Source organism: Streptomyces sp. NBC_00872 (assembly GCF_045161915.1).
In the GTDB taxonomy this organism is placed as follows: Bacteria; Actinomycetota; Actinomycetes; order Streptomycetales; family Streptomycetaceae; genus Streptomyces.
In genome coordinates, this window is sequence record NZ_CP108806.1 from 2,625,739 (window position 1) to 2,644,633 (window position 18,895).

Genomic DNA, 18,895 nt, shown 5'->3' on the forward strand with positions numbered 1-18,895 from the left:
AGGGCCGATACACATGGACGGAGAGTTCGCCACGGACACCGACCCGACCGGGCGCTGGTCGCTGGTCGTTCCGCTGAAACCGCTGCGGCTGGCCAAGAGCAGGCTCGCCGGAACCGCGGGCGACGCGCTGCGGCCCCGGCTCGCTCTCGCCTTCGCGCAGGACACCGTGGCCGCGGCGCTGGCCTGCGCCGCCGTCCGGGATGTGGCGGTCGTCACGGACGATCCCACGGCGGCGGCCGAGCTGGCAGCGCTGGGAGCGCGCATTGTGCCGGATTCGCCGGGGGACGGTCTCAACGCGGCGCTGGCGCATGGCGCGCGGGTGGTCAGGACACACAGACCCCGGGCCGCGGTGGCCGCGCTCAACGCGGATCTGCCGGCGCTGCGGCCCGCGGAGCTGGCCCGGGTGCTGGCGGCGGCGGAACCATTTCCCCGTGCTTTTCTGACGGATGCCGCCGAAATCGGTACGACATTGCTGGCGGCGGCGCCGGGCACGGAATTGAATCCGGCTTTCGGCGGTCCGTCCCGGCTCCGGCATTTGTCCTCGGGGGCGGTGGAAATTGTCCTGGCCGGGGTGGATTCCGTACGGCGGGATGTGGATACGGGTGCCGATCTGCGGGTGGCCGCGGAGCTGGGTCTCGGCCCGTACACGGCCCCGCGGTACGCGGCGCACGGGCCGCTCCCCGCACGGCGGCCGGGGCATTGAGCCGCGCCGGCGACCGATACGCTGCCGCCATGCAGGCCACTTCGTACACCTTCGACTCCGAAACCCGCAGCGGGAGCGTGCTGCTGGACGACGGCACCCCGCTGGAGTTCGACTCCTCGGCGTTCGACGCGGGCGGGCTGCGGATGCTCCGTGCCGGTCAGCGCGTACGGATCGAGACCGAGGGCGAGGGCGCCGACCGCCGCGTCTCGCTGGTGACGCTGTATACGTTCTGAGCCCCGGCCGGGACCCGTTCCGCCCGGGTCCTGAACGGCCCGTACATCTCAGTGATCTTGTACAACGCCGCGGGCCGGGCTCCCCGGAAGGAGCCCGGCCCGGCGCGTGTGACCCTGTACCGCTCACTGCCCCCTGGCGACGGTCTTCTTCGCGGTGGTGGTCCGCGAGGCGGCCTTCCTGGCGGGGGCCTTCTTGGCCGTCGCCTTCTTGGCCGGCGCGGTCTTCTTCGCGGTGGCCTTCTTGGCCGTGGCCGTGGCCTTCTTGGCGGTCTTCTTCGCCGCCGTGGTCTTCTTCGCGGTCGTCTTCTTGGCGGCCGTGGTCTTCTTCGCGGCCGTCTTCTTCACCGCCGTGGTCTTCTTGGCCGCTGTCTTGCGGGCGGCGGCCGTCTTGGCGGTGGCCTTCTTGGCCGCGGCCTTCACGGTCGTACGGGCGGAAACACCGCCCGAGAGGCTGCCCTTGGGGGCCTTCTTGACGGCCACGTCGTTCTTGGGAAGCTTCTTCGAGCCGCTGACCAGGTCCTTGAAGCCCTGACCGGCGCGGAAGCGCGGCACCGAGGTCTTCTTGACCCGTACGCGCTCACCCGTCTGCGGGTTACGGGCGTAGCGCGCCGGGCGGTCGACCTTCTCGAACGAGCCGAACCCGGTGACCGAGACCCGGTCGCCTGCGACGACCGCGCGGACGATGGCGTCCAGTACCGCGTCGACCGCGTCCGCGGCCTGCTGACGGCCGCCGACCTTGTCCGCAATCGCTTCTACGAGCTGCGCCTTGTTCACGTCTTCCCCTTCGGAGACATTGCCAGAACGAAAGTGTTCAAGCTTTTTCGCACGTTAGGCAGATATATACCGCAAATCAAACACGAAACGGGCTAATCACCCTAGTGCCGCAACGAAGTCGACCTGGCGGAGATCCGCGGAGGTCACTCACCTTCGGGGAAACGACCCTCGTCGAGGTCCTTCATCAAGCGCTCCAGACGCCTTGCCGCGTCCGGGAGATCGTGTTTCGCCGCGGCCGTGATGACCAGCAGCTTCCGCGAGAGCGCCATCCGTACGCCCTCCGGGACTTGCAGCGCGCGCACCCTTGTGTGCGCTTCCTTCAGTTGTTCGGCGACTAACCCGTAGAGCTTGAGTTGGCTGTCGCGTTCCATGCACCGATTGTGCCATCTGGGGCGAGTTGTCGCCCGAGGGGGGCTCAACAAGCAACTGCACCCCCTGCCGGGAGGCAGGGGGTGCAGTAGGGGAAAAGCGCTGCTCAGGCGGTAATTGTGCGTGGTTTGAAGGACGGCCTGGCGGCCTCGTAGGCGGCGATGTCCGCTTCGTTCTGAAGGGTGAGGCTGATGTCGTCGAGACCGTTCAGCAGCCGCCAGCGGGCGTTCTCGTCCAGCTCGAAATCGGCCGTCAGTCCGGCCCCGTCGGAACCGGGGGCCCTGACCTGGCGCGTCTGGAGATCCACGGTGATCTCGGCCTTGGGGTCGCTCTCCGCGATCTCCCAGAGGGCGTCGACGACCGGCTGCTCCAGAACCACGGTCAGCAGACCGTTCTTGAGCGAGTTGCCGCGGAAGATATCGGCGAACCGGGAGGAGATGACGGCCTTGAAACCGTAGTTCTGGAGCGCCCAGACGGCGTGTTCACGGGAGGAGCCGGTACCGAAGTCGGGGCCCGCGACCAGCACGGTCGCTCCGGTGTACTCGGACTGGTTGAGGACGAACGCCGGGTCCTTGCGCCAGGCCTCGAACAGCCCGTCCTCGAACCCGTCGCGGGTGACCTTCTTGAGCCAGTGCGCCGGGATGATCTGGTCGGTGTCGACATTGCCGCGGCGCAGCGGTACGGCGCGGCCGGTGTGGGTGGTGAAGGCTTCCATGGTTATCGCGCTCCAGCGGGCGTACGGGCGCCGGCATCGGCGTCGGACAGATCGGCCGGCGAGGCGAGATGGCCCAGCACGGCGGTGGCGGCGGCGACCTGGGGGGAGACCAGATGGGTACGCCCGCCCTTGCCCTGCCTGCCCTCGAAGTTACGGTTGGACGTGGACGCCGAGCGCTCGCCGGGTGCGAGTTGGTCGGGGTTCATACCCAGGCACATCGAGCAGCCCGCGTGCCGCCACTCCGCGCCGGCGGCGGTGAAGACCTTGTCCAGGCCCTCCTCGACGGCCTGGAGGGCGACCCGTACCGAACCGGGGACCACCAGCATCCGTACGCCGTCGGCGACTTTGCGGCCGCCCAGGACCGAGGCCGCCGAGCGCAGGTCCTCGATACGCCCGTTGGTGCAGGAACCTACGAAGACGGTGTCGACATTGATGTCGCGCAGCGCCTGTCCCGCGGTCAACCCCATGTACTCCAGGGCTTTTTCCGCGGCGTGGCGCTCCGAGGCGTCCTCGTACGAAGCCGGGTCGGGGACGTGTGCGGAGAGCGGCGCGCCCTGGCCCGGGTTGGTGCCCCAGGTGACGAAGGGAGCCAGTTCCGCGGCCTGGATGAAGACCTCGGCGTCGAAGACCGCGTCGTCGTCGGTGCGCAGCGTCTTCCAGTAGGCGACCGCCGCGTCCCAGTCCTCGCCCTCGGGCGCGTGGTCGCGGCCCTTGAGATAGGCGAAGGTGGTCTCGTCGGGGGCGATCATGCCCGCCCGTGCCCCGGCCTCGATGGACATGTTGCAGATGGTCATCCGGGCTTCCATCGAGAGCTTCTCGACGGCGGAGCCGCGGTATTCGAGGATGTAGCCTTGGCCGCCGCCGGTGCCGATCCTGGCGATGATGGCGAGGATCAGGTCCTTGGCGGTGACGCCGTCGGGGAGTTCGCCCTCGATCGTGATGGCCATGGTCTTGGGGCGGGCCAGCGGCAGGGTCTGGGTGGCCAGGACATGCTCGACCTGGCTGGTGCCGATCCCGAACGCCAGCGCGCCGAAGGCGCCGTGCGTGGAGGTGTGGCTGTCACCGCAGACGACGGTGGTGCCGGGCTGGGTCAGCCCGAGCTGCGGACCCACGACATGGACGACGCCCTGCTCGACATCGCCCAGCGGGTGCAGCCGCACGCCGAAGTCGGCGCAGTTCTTGCGGAGCGTCTCCAGCTGGACCCGCGAGACCGGGTCGGCGATGGGCTTGTCGATGTCGATGGTCGGGGTGTTGTGGTCCTCGGTCGCGATGGTGAGGTCGAGCCGCCGGACCGGCCGGCCGCTCTTCCGGAGGCCGTCGAACGCCTGGGGACTGGTCACCTCGTGCAGCAGGTGCAGATCGATGAAGAGGAGGTCGGGCTCGCCCTCTGCGCGCCGGACGACATGGTCGTCCCAGACCTTCTCCGCGAGTGTCCTACCCATCGCTTTCCCTCCGGCCGGTCCGTCGTGTCCGGCGCTCCTAGAGATATATCGACCCGCGTCCGGTCCCCACGTATCCGGACGCCGGCTGAAGACCCGTGGTCCGCGGGCCGTACATACAGGTTGGCAAGTTCCTCGGGAAATTGAACTTGCGTTTCACAGAGTGAGACGCAAGTATCGTTTCATGGACAACTCTAGCGGCGTCGGCGTTCTCGACAAGGCTGCTCTGGTACTGAGCGCTCTGGAGTCCGGTCCGGCCACCCTCGCCGGACTGGTCGCGGCGACCGGGCTCGCACGTCCCACGGCCCACCGGCTGGCCGTGGCACTGGAACACCACCGGATGGTGGCGAGGGACATGCAGGGCAGGTTCATTCTGGGCCCGCGGCTGGCGGAGCTGGCCGCCGCCGCCGGCGAGGACCGGCTGCTGGCCACGGCGGGACCTGTACTCACCCATCTACGGGATGTGACCGGCGAGAGCGCGCAGCTCTACCGCAGGCAGGGTGACATGCGGATATGCGTGGCCGCCGCCGAGCGTCTCTCGGGGCTGCGGGACACGGTCCCGGTCGGCTCCACCCTGACGATGAAGGCGGGTTCCTCCGCCCAGATCCTGATGGCCTGGGAAGAACCGGAGCGGTTGCACCGCGGTCTTCAGGGGGCCCGTTTCACGGCGACGGCGCTCTCGGGCGTACGGCGCAGGGGCTGGGCCCAGTCGATCGGTGAGCGCGAGCCGGGCGTGGCCTCGGTCTCGGCGCCCGTGCGCGGTCCGTCGAACCGGGTGGTCGCGGCCGTCTCCGTATCCGGACCGATCGAGCGGCTCACCCGGCATCCGGGCCGTATGCACGCCCAGGCCGTCATCGACGCCGCGGGCCGGCTGAGCGAGGCGCTGCGCCGCACGGGCTGAAGCCCCCTCCCCGCGTCCAGGTCGCACGCCGGATCCCGTCCCGCCGGTGAACTCGGCGTCGAGGACCTGGACATGGTGGAGCGGTCCGAGCCGGGGAGCGAACGGACGGATCGACGCGGCGGCGATGGCGAAGGCGGGACGGAGGGGTCCAACAGGCCCTTCGGTGGCGGCGGTTGATCGAGCGCGGCGGTTGAGGGAGAGAACACGGAAAGGGCCCTTCACGTACGAAGGGCCCTTCCTTGTCTGTACCCCCGACCGGATTCGAACCGGCGCTACTGCCGTGAGAGGGCAGCGTGCTAGGCCGCTACACAACGGGGGCATTGCAGAGAACATCTGCGCTGGGCTACCAGGACTCGAACCTAGAACAACGGAACCAGAAACCGTCGTGTTGCCAATTACACCATAGCCCATGGTGGTTCAGTCCTTGCGGACCCGTACCCCCGACCGGATTCGAACCGGCGCTACCGCCTTGAGAGGGCGGCGTGCTAGGCCGCTACACAACGGGGGCCCTAGCGATCCTGCATCGACGTGTCCGGGTGCGACCCGAAGACATCGGAGAGAAGGATCTGTACCCCCGACCGGATTCGAACCGGCGCTACTGCCGTGAGAGGGCAGCGTGCTAGGCCGCTACACAACGGGGGCGTTGCAGAGAACATCTGCGCTGGGCTACCAGGACTCGAACCTAGACTAACGGAACCAGAAACCGTCGTGCTGCCAATTACACCATAGCCCACCAAAACTCAACCCCCGTACGGGGGCTTATTTGGCTTGCGCTCTCCGGCCGGACCTCTCGGCCCTCCCGGGCGGCGCAGGAAGAACATTACCCGATCGCGGACATGGCTCCAAAACGGGTATCGCCGCGCAGCAGGCCCGGAAGCTGGCCGAGATCGGTGATCCGTACCAGCTCAGGACGCCCCCCGCGGCCGTCCCGGTCCAGCCAGACCCCGGCGAGTCCCGCGGCGACGGCGCCGCCCGCGTCGATGTCCGGCTCGTTGCCCACGTACGCCACTTCGCGCGGATCCAGCGCGAGGGCGTCGCAGGCGGCATGGAAGGCCGCGGCGTCGGGCTTGGAAACGCCCAGCTCAGCGGCGCAGAGGACCGTCTCGAAGTGATCGCGCACCCCCAGGGCGCGCAGCTTCCGGTCCTGGTTGCGGAGGCTGGAATTCGACAGGACGGCCTGCCGGTAGTCGGGCGCGAGCCGGTCGAGCACGGCGACACTGTCGGGAAACAGCGTCCAGGCGGCTTCGAAGTGAACGGCGTACCGCTGGAACCAGCCGTCCGCCTCGGTGTCGCTCACCTCCGCGCCGAGAAAGGACCGGACCCGGTCGCGCCGCTGCCCCTGGAAGTCCGTCTCCCCCGCGGCGAACCGCCCCCAGTGCTGATCGGTGATCTCCCGCCAGCGCGCGAGTGCCTGGTCGACGGAGCCGTAGCGCTCGCCCAGTCCTTCGGCGGCGAGATGGCCCCGCAGGGCGACGCGGTCCGCGCCGGTGTAGTCGAAGAGCGTGTCGTCGATGTCCCAGACCACGGCACGAATAGGCATACCGAAGACGGTACCCGCGCCGGCCGCGGGCCGGGGGGCCCGGGGCGTCTTCGCCCCCGGCCCCCCGGCTCCCGGCCCCTGGCCCCCGGCCGTCAGGCCCGCAGTTTCGTCAGGGCCGTGTCGATACGGGACAGGGTGCGGTCGCGGCCCAGGAGTTCCAGCGACTCGAAGAGCGGCAGGCCCACCGTGCGGCCCGTGACCGCGACCCGGACCGGGGCCTGGGCCTTGCCCAGTTTGAGGCCGTGCTCCTCACCGGCCGCGAGCACCGCGTTCTTGAGGGACTCCGTGTTCCACTCCGCCTCGGCGATCTTCGTACGGGCGGTCTCCAGCAGGGCGTCCGTGCCCGGCTTCATCGCCTTCGCCCAGGACGCCTCGTCCGCCACCGGCTCGGCCAGGAAGAGGAAGTCGACATTGGCGGTGATGTCCGAGAGCACCGTGAGCCGGGTCTGGGCCAGTGGGGCCAGCGCCTCGAAGGCCGCCGCGTCGAAGGACTCCGGCGGCCACGGCGCGTACGGCGCCTTCAGCCAGGGTCCGCACGCCTCGGTGAACGTCTTCACGTCCAGCAGCCGGATGTGGTCCGCGTTGATCGCCTCGGCCTTCTTCAGGTCGAAGCGGGCCGGATTGGCGTTGACGTCCGCGATGTCGAACGCGGCGACCATCTCGTCCATCGTGAAGATGTCGCGGTCCGCGGCGAGCGACCAGCCCAGCAGGGACAGGTAGTTGAGCAGACCCTCGGGGAGGAACCCGCGCTCCCGGTAGAGGTTCAGCGACGACTGCGGGTCACGCTTGGAGAGCTTCTTGTTGCCCTCGCCCATCACATAGGGGAGATGCCCGAACGCCGGGATGTCCTTGGCGATGCCCAGCTCGATCAGCGCCTTGTAGAGCGCGATCTGGCGCGGGGTGGAGGAGAGCAGGTCCTCACCGCGCAGGACGTGGGTGATCTCCATCAGCGCGTCGTCGACCGGGTTGACGAGCGTGTAGAGCGGGGCGCCGTTGGCGCGGACGATGCCGTAGTCCGGGACGTTCTCCGGGGTGAAGGTCAGCTCGCCGCGGACCAGGTCCGTGAAGGTGATCGGCTCGTCGGGCATCCGGAAGCGGACGATGGAGGTGCGCCCCTCCGCCTCGTACGCCGCCTTCCGCTCCTCGGTCAGATCGCGGCAGTGGCCGTCGTACCCCGACGGGCGACCCGCCGCGCGGGCCGCGTCGCGGCGGGCGTCCAGCTCCTCGGTGGTGCAGTAGCAGTGGTACGCGTGCCCCGCCGCGAGCAGCCTCTCCGCGGTGTCGCGGTAGAGATCCATCCGCTGCGACTGCCGGTACGGCGCGTGCGGCCCGCCCACCTCGGGGCCCTCGTCCCAGTCGAGCCCGAGCCAGCGCATCGAGTCGAGGAGCTGCACGTACGACTCCTCGGAGTCGCGCGCCGCGTCGGTGTCCTCGATACGGAAGACCAGGGTGCCGCCGCTGTGCCGGGCGAACGCCCAGTTGAACAGGGCGGTGCGGACCAGGCCCACATGGGGGTTGCCGGTCGGCGAGGGACAGAAACGTACACGGACGGGTCCGTTAGCCACGCTTGATCACCTTGTTGGTGAGAGTGCCGATGCCTTCGATGGTGACGGCGACCTCGTCGCCGACGCTGAGGGGGCCGACCCCGGCGGGGGTGCCCGTGAGGATGACATCGCCCGGGAGCAGCGTCATGGCCTCGGTGATGTGCACGATCATGTCCTCGACGGAGCGGATCATGTCGCTCGTACGGCCGAGTTGGCGCTGTTCGCCGTTGACCGTGCACTGGATGGTGAGGTCCGAGGGATCGAGCTCGGTCTCCACCCAGGGGCCGAGCGGGCACGAGGTGTCGAAGCCCTTGGCCCGTGCCCACTGGTTCTCGGCGCGCTGGGCGTCGCGGGCCGTGACGTCATTGGCGCAGGTGTAGCCGAAGATCACGTCCTTGACGCGCTCGCGCGGGACCTCGCGGCACATCCGGCCGATGACGACGGCCAGTTCGGCCTCGTAGTGCACCTCGTCGGAGAAGGCGGGGTACTCGATCGCGTCGCCGGTGCCGATCAGCGAGGTGGTGGGCTTGAGGAAGACCACGGGGACCTCGGGGACCGCGTTGCCCAGTTCCTTGGCGTGGTCCGCGTAGTTGCGGCCGAGGCCCAGGATCTTGTTGCCGATCACGGGCGGCAGGAGGCGCACCTTGCTCAGCGGGACCTTGGTGCCGGAGAGTTCGAAGTCGGCGTACGGGATGCCCTTGATGATGTCGAGGACAAGGCCGGCGGGGTCGGTGCCTTCGCCCTCGACCGCGCCGAAGGCGACATTGCCGTCGATGGAGAATCTGGCGATGCGCACGGGATGCTGCCGCCCCTCTGCTTGCTTGCTCGTACTGCTGGAGACTGACGCTCCAGGCTAGCGCGGGGCGCGTGGTGGCCGTCCCGCGACGGCCGCCGGCCCTCTCACGCGTGAGGTGGCCGCCTCGTGTACCGGGGGCGGCCACCTCACGTACTACAGTGCGGGCAGAAGTGGATCAACGATCGCGCCGCTCGGGAACCTACGGCGCGGTGGGTGCGTCCATGAGAGTCGTACGACGGGGGTTGGCGGTCCGGTTCGGCAGGGCGACGGGGTGTTCCTGCTGCTCCGCGGGAGCCAGTTCCTCGGCGTCCTTCAGATGCGCCAGCGTGGTGCGCCGGGGGTTGGCGGTGGTGCGGAACATCATCGTCGTCTTCATCTGTGGTTTCAGACCTTGTCGGGAGTACGGGCGCCGGGGCGCCACTTGTCGGATGTGCCGTCTCTGTAAAGCGCCAGGCTAAACATCCGATTCCCCGCCGAAGCCGGGATCCATCAGCGATCTCCATGTGAGTTTGCTCACGACTCGCCGGGCATTTCCCCCATTACGGTCAGCGAGCAACGATCATACGATGGTCATGGAAACGGACATTGCGTTACTGAACGTTACATTCCGCTCCTGATCATCAGGACTGGGACACCCCCCACCCGTAAGCGGCTCGTCAATAAAAGTCCGTTTCCTCCGTGAACCATTTCTACGGCTGGTGATACGGCGCTCACACCGCGTCATTCAAGCCACTCGCCACCCCACGGCCCTTGTTGGAGATCCTGCACTGTGCTGGAATTCCCCCCACCGCCGCGGGTTTACAAGCCGGCGCGCAGGGGCGCAACGCAGCGCCGAGTGGCGGCGGGGAAGGGGAGCAGCGCCGGTCACTCACGACCACCATGGGGAGCGTTCTGCCCCCAAGACGCCGACACCGCCCCGCCGTTCGCGGAGGGGCGCCTGGTCCAGAGGTTGCGACGCTAGTGCAGGGACGTTTCAAGAGGGATAGCAGTGCTGCGGCGGAGCAGGAGCCCCGCGGCGGAACCGACCGCGGCTCCTCGCCCCAGCACACCCAGAACCCGGGCCCGGCACCCTCGGGCGAGAGTGGCGGCAGAGGCGGGTCCACGGGAACGGCACAGGCCGGTGGTGGCGGGGCTTCGCCCGTGCCCCCGGCCTTGTCCAACTCGGTGCCGGGCGACGTCGGATCACGGATGGCCCTGCGCAACTGGCGCATCAGCACTCGCCTGGTGGCGCTGCTGACGCTGCCGGTGGTCGCCGCGACCTCGCTGGGCGGGCTCCGTATCAACCAGTCGCTCAACGACATGCAGCAGCTGGAGCACATGCAGCTGCTGACGAAGATGACCAAGGAGGCGACCAGCCTCGCCGCCGCGCTCCAGGCGGAACGTGACGAGTCGGCAGGTCCGCTCACCAACGGCACGTCGCCCACCGAGTACAAGGTCAAGGACCGCCGTACCAAGACCGACCGCGCGAAGAAGGCATTCCTCGACGCCACGGTCGACATCGGCAACACCGACGGCGACGAGGCGCTGGAGAGCATCCGCTCCAACGTCAACCAGATCGCCACCCAGGTCAACAAGATCAACGACATCCGCAAGGGCGCGTACACGTCGGCGTCGGACTCGCTGACCGTCGACGCGTACAGCGGACTGATCGACTCGCTGCTGAGCCTCTCCCAGGACATGGCACAGGCGACCAGCAACCCGGACATGATCAAGCGGACCCGTGCGCTGGCCGCCTTCTCGTCCGCCAAGGAGTACGCCTCCATCCAGCGGGCGATCATCGCCGCCGCGCTGCCGGCCGATCTGCGGACCAAGGGCAAGCTCACCGACAGCGACCGCCTCTACGGTCTGGCCGCGGCGACCAAGGAGCAGAACGCCCTCACCTCCTTCAGCTCGCTGTACGAGTCCATGGGCGGCGACGCCGAGGAGCTGATGGCTCCGCTCAACGGCAACGGCAACCCGGAGATCGCGCAGGCCAAGAAGTACGCCGAGCGGGTGCTGGGCACTCCGGACGGTATGGCGCAGCAGCCCAACCGCTCGTATCTGGACTGGACCGACCAGGCGTCCACCCGGATCAACGCGATGAAGACCATCGAGGCCACGCTGCTGGGCGAGATGGAGGGCAAGGCCCGCGAACTGCGTGACCAGTCGCAGCGCGACGCGTTCATCAACGGTGCGGTCATCCTGCTGGTGCTGGGTGTCTCGCTGGTCGGCGCCTTCGTGGTGGCCCGGTCCATGATCCGCTCGCTGCGCCGGCTCCAGGACACGGCGACCAGGGTCGCCCAGGACCGGCTGCCCGAACTGGTCAAGCAGCTCTCCGAGTCGGACCCGCAGGATGTCGACACCTCCGTCGAGTCGGTCGGTGTGCACTCCAGGGACGAGATCGGAAAGGTCGCCGCGGCCTTCGACGACGTGCACCGCGAGGCGGTCCGCCTCGCCGCCGAGCAGGCTCTGCTGCGGGGCAACGTCAACGCGATGTTCACCAACCTCTCGCGCCGCAGCCAGGGCCTCATCCAGCGTCAGCTCTCCCTGATCTCGGAACTCGAGTCCCGTGAGGCCGACCCGGACCAGCTCTCCTCGCTGTTCAAGCTGGACCACCTCGCGACCCGTATGCGCCGTAACGGCGAGAACCTCCTCGTCCTCGCGGGCGAGGAGCCGGGCCGCCGCTGGACCAGGCCCGTCCCGCTGGTCGACGTCCTCCGTGCCGCCGCCTCCGAGGTGGAGCAGTACGAGCGCATCGAACTGGCCTCGGTCCCCGCGACCGAGGTCGCCGGACGTGTCGTCAACGACCTCGTGCACCTGCTCGCCGAGCTGCTGGAGAACGCGACGTCGTTCTCCTCGCCGCAGACGAAGGTCCGGGTCACCGGTCACGCGCTGCCCGACGGACGGGTGCTCGTCGAGATCCACGACACCGGTATCGGTCTGTCGCCCGAGGATCTCGCGGCGATCAACGAGCGGCTCGCGTCGCCGCCCACCGTGGATGTCTCGGTGTCGCGCCGCATGGGTCTGTTCGTGGTCGGCCGGCTGTCGCTGCGCCACGGCATCAGGATTCAGCTCCGTCCCTCCGACTCGGGTGGTACGACCGCGCTGGTCATGCTGCCGGTCGATGTCGCGCACGGCGGCAAGAAGGCGCCCGCGGGCAGGCCCGGAGCGGTCGGCGGTCCCGGCGGCCAGAACGGCGCGGGCCAGGCCCCCGCCGCGGGCGGCCAGTTGACCGGCGGTCCCGGTGCGGCCGGTGGCGGCCGTCCCGGTATCGGCGCGGGCCCCGGCGGTGGCGCCGGTCTGCTCACGGGTGCGAGCCCGCGTGCGGCGCTGCCGTCCCGTGACGGCTCGGGCGGCCCGCAGGGCGGACCGCAGGACCCGCAGCGACAAGGCCAGGGACAGGGCCAGGGCCAGGGCCAGGGACAAGGCTCGGGACAGTCCAGCATTTTCAGCCAGAACGCGTTCAACGGTCCGTCCCAGGGCCAGGGACAGGGCGGCGGTCAGGGCCAGGCCGGCGGTCAGGCTCAGGGCAGCCAGGGCCAGGGACAGGGCTGGCCGGACCACCCCGGCGCCCCGGCCGGCCAGAACGGCCAGCCCGCACCGGGCGCCAGGTCCGGTCAGGGCGGTGGCCAGAACGGCTTCAGCGGACGTGCCCAGAACGCCTTCCAGCAGGGCGGTGCCCCCGACCGCGGCCGGCAGCTCCCGCCGCCCGGCGGACCGCGCGCCGAACTGCCCGGTGGCAACCCGCAGCCGCAGCGCCCGCAGACCACCAGCTGGGGCAGTGACCAGCAGTCCGGTCAGCGCCCCTCGCTGGACGTCCCGCGCGGCCACGAGGAGCACGACTCCTCCGGTCTGTACGTCCGGCCGCCGGGCGAGCAGCAGCAGGGACCCGGCTCCACGGCCGAGTTCCAGCGCCCGGACTTCGACGGGCCCCGGCCCGACCCGAACACGGGACGCGGCGGCCCGCAGGACGCGGCGGCCACGGCCCAGTTCCCCCGTCCGGACTTCAACGCCCCCGCGGGGTACGACTCCCCGCAGAACTACGGCGCCCAGTCCGACTTCCGTACCCCGTCGGAGTACAACGCCCCGCAGCGGGACTACAACGGTCAGCAGGACTACAACGCTCCGCGGCCCCCGGCGTCGGCTCCGCAGGGCGGTTACCGTCCGCCGGGTCTGCCACCGCAGCCGCAGCCCGAGGCGCTGCCGCCGGCCGGTCCCGGTGACGGCCGCACCCCGCTGTACGACAACCTGGAGACCAACTGGTTCCACGGTCACGGTTCGCAGCAGGGCGGCGGCCAGCAGTACCAGGCACCGCACACACAGCAACCCCACGCACAGCAGTCTCAGCAGTCGCGGCGGGATCCGATCCCGCGGCGCGAGCCCTCCCAGGGCTCAGGCACCAACGGTTCGGGCTTCCCCGGTCTCGACGGTGCCAACGGTTCGGGCGGGGGCGGCGCGGGCGTCACCTCGTCCTGGCGCACGTCACCCAACGACGAGCTGGTACGCCAGGCCGAGCGGGTCAAGAAGCCCCAGGCCGGCGGTATCACCACCTCCGGCCTGCCGCGCCGGGTGCCGCGTGCCAACCTGGTGCCCGGTACCGCGCAGGAACAGAACAACCAGGCCGGTCCGCAGGTTTCGCGTGCGCCCGCTGACGTACGCGGCCGGCTGACCAATCTCCGTCGGGGTATTCAGCAGGGTCGTCAGGCGGGCAACACCGGCCCGGCGACCGGCAGCTTCAACCTCGGCACCTCTCACCAGCAGGAGCGTTAGTTGAGTCCGATGAGTCAGGCTGCGCAGAATCTGAACTGGTTGATCACCAACTTCGTGGACAACACCCCCGGGGTGTCCCACACGGTGGTGGTCTCCGCGGACGGACTTCTGCTGGCCATGTCCGAGGGCTTCCCCCGTGACCGCGCCGATCAGCTCGCGGCCGTGGCGTCCGGTCTGACCTCGCTGACCGCGGGGGCGTCCCGGATCTTCGAAGGCGGCCCGGTCAACCAGACCGTCGTCGAGATGGAGCGTGGTTTCCTCTTCCTCATGTCCGTCTCGGACGGTTCCTCCCTGGCCGTGCTCGCCCACCCCGAGTGCGACATCGGCCTGGTGGGGTATGAGATGGCCCTCCTGGTCGATCGCGCCGGTACGGTCCTCACGCCGGACCTGCGCGCAGAGCTCCAGGGAAGCCTGCTGCACTGAGGCTCCCCAGGCACCGCCCCAGCTCCATCACCGTCAGGCCGCCACACCGGCCCCCCACCGGCCAAGTCAGACGGCACGCAGACATCTTGCTGTCACGCCCGGAGGATTCATGACCCCGCCACCCGCCTCTCACGATCCGTACGGCGCCTCAATGGACGCGTCGTACGGTTCTGAGGGCGATCAGCCGTTGGTCCGTCCGTACGCCATGACCGGCGGCCGGACGAGGCCGCGGTACCAGCTCGCCATCGAGGCGCTGGTCAGTACGACAGCAGACCCGGCGCATCTCGCCACCCTGCTCCCCGAGCACCAGCGGATCTGCCACCTGTGCCGTGAGGTCAAGTCGGTGGCGGAGGTGTCGGCCCTGCTGACGATGCCGCTCGGCGTCGCCCGCATTCTCGTGGCCGACCTGGCGGAGGCCGGCATGGTGGCGATCCATCAGCCGGGCAATGGAGAGGCCGGCGGCACGCCGGATGTGACACTGCTCGAAAGGGTGCTCAGTGGACTTCGCAAGCTCTAGCGGCGGTGCAGCCCGCTCAACCACCAGCGCGAAGATCGTGGTGGCGGGCGGCTTCGGCGTGGGCAAGACCACGTTCGTCGGCGCCGTCTCGGAGATCAACCCGCTGCGTACCGAAGCCGTCATGACCAGCGCCTCCGCAGGCATCGACGACCTCACCCACACCGGAGACAAGACCACCACCACCGTGGCCATGGACTTCGGACGCATCACCCTCGACCAAGACCTCATCCTCTACCTCTTCGGCACCCCCGGACAGGACCGCTTCTGGTTCATGTGGGACGACCTCGTCCGCGGCGCCATCGGCGCCGTCGTCCTCGTCGACACCCGCCGCCTCGCCGACTGCTTCCCCGCCGTCGACTACTTCGAAAACTCAGGACTCCCCTTCGTCATCGCCCTCAACGGCTTCGACGGACACCAGCCCTACACCCCCGACGAAGTACGCGAAGCACTCCAGATCGGCCCCGACACCCCCATCATCACCACCGACGCACGCCACCGCGCCGACGCCAAAAGCGGACTCATCACCCTCGTCGAACACGCCCTCATGGCACGACTCAAGTAGACGTCCGCGTACGGCAGTTGCTGTAGGCACCACTGGAGGTGGGCTATGTCCTTCGACACAGCCCGCCTCCATGTTCATAACATTTCGACAGAGAATTCACGGACTCCGGACACCCGACGCACTCGTCCGGTGCCGCTGCGCTCACGTCAGCCCCGCCTTTTGGCGGGGCTCGTTCTTTATGCCCGTTTTATGTGAGGCTTGGACCACTCGGAATGGCTGATTCCTGCTGTTTGGAATGGGACCTGTCCTCGTGCTGCAATTCGACAACTCCCGAAGTACGGCCCTGAACAGAACACGGCACAAACGTAGGTGCCGACGCCGAGAGGTTGTTGGTCGAGTGAGGCGAAGCAAGACGAGCTCCGCGGAGCAGCAGGCGCGGGGCAACTTCACCCCGCCGCCGCGCGCAGCGGTGCCGCCTGCCGCCGCCGCCACCGGCTCGCCGCCGGCACCCGGCAGCACCGGCAGCACCAGCGCGCTCTCGCCACGGAACTGGCGGGTGCCCACCCGGCTGAACGCCATTCTCCTCATCCCCGTGCTGGTCGGTCTGGTGATGGGCGGCTTCCAGGTCAAGGCCTCCATCGACACCTGGCAGGAGGCGCAGGACGCCGAGCGCACGGCGCTGGTCGTGCGGGCCGCCTCGGAGTACGGCCAGGCGCTGCTCAACGAGCGTGATCTCACCGCTCAGCCGCTGCTGACCGGCGACGGCGAGGCACCGGTCGTCGTCCAGGCCCGCGCCGCCACCGACGCCGCGAAGAAGAAGTTCGACGTGGCGGTCCGGGACATGCCCGCCAAGCAGGGTCTGGAGCGCCGTCTCAGCCTGTTCAGGGCCGAGGAGCCGAAGCTCGTCGCCATCAGGAAGAGCGCGTACATCGAGGCCGTCGAGACCGCCGACAAGAGCGGTGGCAAGGGCGGCCCCGTGGCGACCGAGGAGGGCTATGTGCTGGTGCAGCACTCCCTCATGGAGTTCGCCAACGAGCTCGGTCTCGGCACCGGCAACATCACCAGCTACGGACGTACCGTCTACGCGATCCAGCTCGCGAAGGCCGCCGAGTCGCTCCAGCGCTCCATCGGGATGCACCTCCTGGTCAGGCCCAGCCAGAAGGAAGACGTCAGGAACGGCCAGACGGTCGCGTTCTCCTCGTACGCCTATCTGGAGGACATCGCCGTCGGCGAGTACGTCTCCGGCGGCACGTCGGAGGACACCGTCAGGCTCCAGGACGTGATGACGCAGAAGGCGGCCGAGGGAGCCAGAAAGCTCGCGGCGGCCCAGCAGCAGGCCGCCGCCGCGGGCGAGGACTTCACCGCCCCGCCGAGCCAGGAAGGCTCCGTCCTGGACGGCATGGTGGCGGCGATCGCCACCGGGGACAGCCCCGAGCGGCTCGCGCAGCGCGGGGTCACGCCCCAGGCCTGGATGGCCGCCTCCACCGCCAAGTTCGACGGCTACACGGTCCTGGAGAAGGACCTCGTCGACAAGGCCGTGGCCGACGCGGCCCAGATCTCGGACAACGCAAGGAACGACGCGGTCACCAACGGCGCCATCGTGGTGATCGCCCTGCTGGCCGCCTTCATCCTGGCCGGGATGATGGCCCGGCAGATGAGCCGCTCGATGCGGGAGCTGCGCACCGCCGCGTTCGGTATCGCCGAGCAGCGGCTGCCGATGCTGGTCGACCAGCTCTCCCGTGCCGAGCCCGGCCGGGTCGACACCCGGGTGCAGCCGATCCCGATCGACTCCCGCGACGAGATCGGCGAGGTCGCCCGCGCCTTCGACCAGGTCCACCGCGAGGCGGTCAGGCTCGCCGCCGAGCAGGCGATGCTCCGCGGAAACGTCAATGCGATCTTCACCAATCTCTCCCGCCGCAACCAGTCGCTGATCGAGGGGCAGTTGACCCTCATCTCCGAGCTGGAGAACAGCGAGGGCGATCCGGACCAGCTGGAGAGTCTCTTCCGGCTGGACCATCTCGCGACCCGTATGCGCCGCAACGGCGAGAACCTCCTCGTCCTCGCGGGCGAGGAGCCGGGCCGCCGCTGGAACCAGCCGGTACCGCTGGTGGATGTGCTCCGCGCCGCCTCCTCCGAGGTGGAGTCGTACGCGCGTATCGAGCTGACCGGCGTCCCCGAGACCGAGATCCACGGCCAGTCGGTGACCGACCTGGTGCATCTGCTCGCCGAGCTGCTGGAGAACGCCACCACGTTCTCGTCGCCGCAGACCAAGGTGCGGGTGACCGCCACCCGGCTGCCCGACGGCCGGGTGATGATCGAGATCCACGACAAGGGCATCGGCCTCACCGCCGAGGACTTCGCGGACATCAACCACAAGCTGGCCAACCCGCCGACCGTGGACGCCACCGTCTCCCAGCGCATGGGCCTCTTCGTGGTCGGCCGTCTCGCCGACCGGCACGGTATCCGGGTCCAGCTCCGCCCCTCGGGCGAGCAGGCCGGTACGACCTCGCTGGTGATGCTCCCGGACGCGATCACCCACGGCGGTGGCGGCGAACCGGTTCCGGCCGACGACTTCACCGTCTCGCAGCTCATCCCGGACCAGTCGGCCCCAGCCGAGGAGCCGGTGTTCCAGAGCACCGCCCCGATGCTGACCGCCGCGGAACTGGGCTTCGACGACTCGCGGTACGAGGACCAGACCGGCCGACCGGCCGACGGCGACCGCGCCCTCGACCCCGTCAACCGCACGCTCAGGCGCGAGGAGCGACGGGCGGCCCTGGGCGGCCCCGCGGGCGACGGACAGCCCGTCTTCGGCGAGCGGGCCGACAGCCACTACCGCGAGGAGGTCGACGGTCGGTACGTGCCCCAGGAGGCGTCGTACGAGCAGGGGTACGCGCCCCAGCAGCCCGCCGACCCCGCCGCCGGATACCCGGGACCCGACGCCGGCTACGGCGCGTACCAGCAGCCCCAGGGCCAGCCGTATGCGGAGGCCGTCCACCCGGAGCCGCCGAGCCCCGAGGCGTCCTACGAGAACGCCTTCGCCCCACCGCCCCATCAGGACGAGTGGGCCGGTCAGAGCACGTATCAGGACACCTACGAGACCGAGCGGCGAACTGAACCGGAATCTGTCGCCGACGCTCCCGAGATCGCTCAGGACCGCGTAGGCTTCGACCGTCCGGGCCCGTCCCCGAGCAGCAGTCACACGCTGACGGACGCGGGTCTGCCGCGCCGGGGCAGCAGCCAGCCGCCACAGCAGCAGTGGCAGCCGACGGGGCAGGACGCCGGACCGTCCGCACCGGCGGCCACCCCGACTCCGTCGAACGGTCTCGGCGACGGCCAGGGCGGCGGGCACAGCGGCGCTCAGGGCAACGGGCAGAGCGAGGCGGCCGGTTCGGACGACTGGCGTTCGAGGAACGACGAGCGCTGGCACCGGGCGGAGAAGCTCCGTGAGCCCAAGGCGGGCGGAATCACCTCGTCCGGTCTCCCCCGCCGGGTACCCAAGGCCAATCTGATCGAGGGAGCGGCCGAGCAGACCCCGCAGGGCGGCACCCAGGTCTCCCGGGCCCCCGAGGACATCCGCGGCAGGTTGAGCAACCTGCGGCAGGGCGTCCAGCGGGGCCGCAAGGCGGGAGCGGACACGAACGGACCGGGCCATGGCCCGGGCAGTACCTACAACCAGGAGCGTTAGTGTGA

The 18,895-nt window shown here is 69.5% G+C and carries 16 protein-coding genes and 5 tRNA genes; 8 read left to right on the top strand and 13 right to left on the bottom strand.

What is annotated here, in order from left to right; all coding sequences use genetic code 11:
- Nucleotides 1–13: 13 nt before the first annotated feature.
- Nucleotides 14–703 (top strand): 2-phospho-L-lactate guanylyltransferase, encoded by a 690-nt coding sequence (cofC, locus tag OG214_RS11135; protein WP_383032912.1) that lies wholly within the window; start codon nucleotides 14–16, stop codon nucleotides 701–703.
- Between the two features lie 29 nt (nucleotides 704–732).
- On the top strand, nucleotides 733–936 hold the full coding sequence (locus tag OG214_RS11140) for a hypothetical protein (protein ID WP_405984650.1): 204 nt from the start codon (nucleotides 733–735) through the stop codon (nucleotides 934–936).
- Between the two features lie 123 nt (nucleotides 937–1,059).
- Here OG214_RS11140 and OG214_RS11145 read toward each other — a convergent pair whose 3' ends face one another.
- The 4 genes from OG214_RS11145 to leuC form a co-directional block, all read right to left on the bottom strand.
- On the bottom strand, nucleotides 1,060–1,710 hold the full coding sequence (locus OG214_RS11145) for an HU family DNA-binding protein (protein ID WP_363084575.1): 651 nt from the start codon (nucleotides 1,708–1,710) through the stop codon (nucleotides 1,060–1,062).
- 143 nt (nucleotides 1,711–1,853) lie between these two features.
- Nucleotides 1,854–2,081 carry a hypothetical protein gene (locus OG214_RS11150; RefSeq protein WP_363084574.1) on the bottom strand — a complete coding sequence of 76 codons (228 nt, stop codon included), beginning with the start codon at nucleotides 2,079–2,081 and terminating at the stop codon, nucleotides 1,854–1,856.
- Between the two features lie 104 nt (nucleotides 2,082–2,185).
- A complete protein-coding gene (gene leuD / locus OG214_RS11155) occupies nucleotides 2,186–2,794 on the bottom strand; it encodes a 3-isopropylmalate dehydratase small subunit (protein ID WP_405984651.1) in 609 nt (202 codons plus the stop codon).
- A 2-nt stretch (nucleotides 2,795–2,796) separates the two neighbouring features.
- Nucleotides 2,797–4,236: a 3-isopropylmalate dehydratase large subunit gene (gene leuC / locus OG214_RS11160; protein ID WP_405984652.1), complete on the bottom strand. Its 1,440-nt coding sequence runs from the start codon at nucleotides 4,234–4,236 to the stop codon at nucleotides 2,797–2,799.
- 181 nt (nucleotides 4,237–4,417) lie between these two features.
- Here leuC and ndgR point away from each other — a divergent pair, with 181 nt between their 5' ends.
- Nucleotides 4,418–5,134, top strand: coding sequence for an IclR family transcriptional regulator NdgR (gene ndgR / locus OG214_RS11165; protein ID WP_010984119.1), 717 nt, complete (start codon nucleotides 4,418–4,420; stop codon nucleotides 5,132–5,134).
- Nucleotides 5,135–5,380: 246 nt separating this feature from the next.
- Here the strand turns inward: ndgR and OG214_RS11170 are convergent.
- The 9 genes from OG214_RS11170 to OG214_RS11210 all read right to left on the bottom strand — a co-directional run bounded on the left by OG214_RS11170 (nucleotide 5,381) and on the right by OG214_RS11210 (nucleotide 9,390).
- Nucleotides 5,381–5,453: transfer RNA gene (locus OG214_RS11170), tRNA-Glu, on the bottom strand.
- Between the two features lie 19 nt (nucleotides 5,454–5,472).
- Nucleotides 5,473–5,544 (bottom strand) — tRNA-Gln (locus OG214_RS11175).
- A gap of 25 nt (nucleotides 5,545–5,569) precedes the next feature.
- Nucleotides 5,570–5,642, bottom strand: a tRNA-Glu gene (locus OG214_RS11180).
- Between the two features lie 61 nt (nucleotides 5,643–5,703).
- Nucleotides 5,704–5,776, bottom strand: a tRNA-Glu gene (locus OG214_RS11185).
- Between the two features lie 19 nt (nucleotides 5,777–5,795).
- Nucleotides 5,796–5,867, bottom strand: a tRNA-Gln gene (locus OG214_RS11190).
- A gap of 87 nt (nucleotides 5,868–5,954) precedes the next feature.
- Nucleotides 5,955–6,674 (bottom strand): HAD family hydrolase, encoded by a 720-nt coding sequence (locus tag OG214_RS11195; RefSeq protein ID WP_405984653.1) that lies wholly within the window; start codon nucleotides 6,672–6,674, stop codon nucleotides 5,955–5,957.
- A gap of 92 nt (nucleotides 6,675–6,766) precedes the next feature.
- Nucleotides 6,767–8,239 carry a glutamate--tRNA ligase gene (gltX, locus tag OG214_RS11200; RefSeq protein WP_405984654.1) on the bottom strand — a complete coding sequence of 491 codons (1,473 nt, stop codon included), beginning with the start codon at nucleotides 8,237–8,239 and terminating at the stop codon, nucleotides 6,767–6,769.
- A complete protein-coding gene (locus OG214_RS11205) occupies nucleotides 8,232–9,014 on the bottom strand; it encodes a fumarylacetoacetate hydrolase family protein (protein ID WP_363085124.1) in 783 nt (260 codons plus the stop codon). Before OG214_RS11205 ends, gltX begins: the two co-directional genes overlap by 8 nt.
- 199 nt (nucleotides 9,015–9,213) lie before the next feature.
- Nucleotides 9,214–9,390 carry a hypothetical protein gene (locus OG214_RS11210; protein ID WP_169922741.1) on the bottom strand — a complete coding sequence of 59 codons (177 nt, stop codon included), beginning with the start codon at nucleotides 9,388–9,390 and terminating at the stop codon, nucleotides 9,214–9,216.
- A gap of 584 nt (nucleotides 9,391–9,974) precedes the next feature.
- Between OG214_RS11210 and OG214_RS11215 the strand changes: the two genes are divergently transcribed.
- From OG214_RS11215 to OG214_RS11235, 5 genes are all read left to right on the top strand, one after another.
- Nucleotides 9,975–13,763, top strand: a complete 3,789-nt coding sequence (locus tag OG214_RS11215; protein ID WP_405984655.1) for a nitrate- and nitrite sensing domain-containing protein — start codon at nucleotides 9,975–9,977, stop codon at nucleotides 13,761–13,763.
- Between the two features lie 9 nt (nucleotides 13,764–13,772).
- Nucleotides 13,773–14,186 (top strand): roadblock/LC7 domain-containing protein, encoded by a 414-nt coding sequence (locus tag OG214_RS11220; protein WP_030351794.1) that lies wholly within the window; start codon nucleotides 13,773–13,775, stop codon nucleotides 14,184–14,186.
- 109 nt (nucleotides 14,187–14,295) lie between these two features.
- Nucleotides 14,296–14,703 (top strand): DUF742 domain-containing protein, encoded by a 408-nt coding sequence (locus OG214_RS11225; protein WP_114621845.1) that lies wholly within the window; start codon nucleotides 14,296–14,298, stop codon nucleotides 14,701–14,703.
- On the top strand, nucleotides 14,684–15,265 hold the full coding sequence (locus tag OG214_RS11230; protein ID WP_189282429.1) for an ATP/GTP-binding protein: 582 nt from the start codon (nucleotides 14,684–14,686) through the stop codon (nucleotides 15,263–15,265). The genes OG214_RS11225 and OG214_RS11230 overlap by 20 nt, the downstream gene beginning before the upstream one ends.
- A 337-nt stretch (nucleotides 15,266–15,602) precedes the next feature.
- Entirely contained in the window at nucleotides 15,603–18,890 is a 3,288-nt protein-coding gene (locus OG214_RS11235; protein WP_405984656.1) for a nitrate- and nitrite sensing domain-containing protein, read from the top strand.
- Nucleotides 18,891–18,895: the final 5 nt, after the last annotated feature.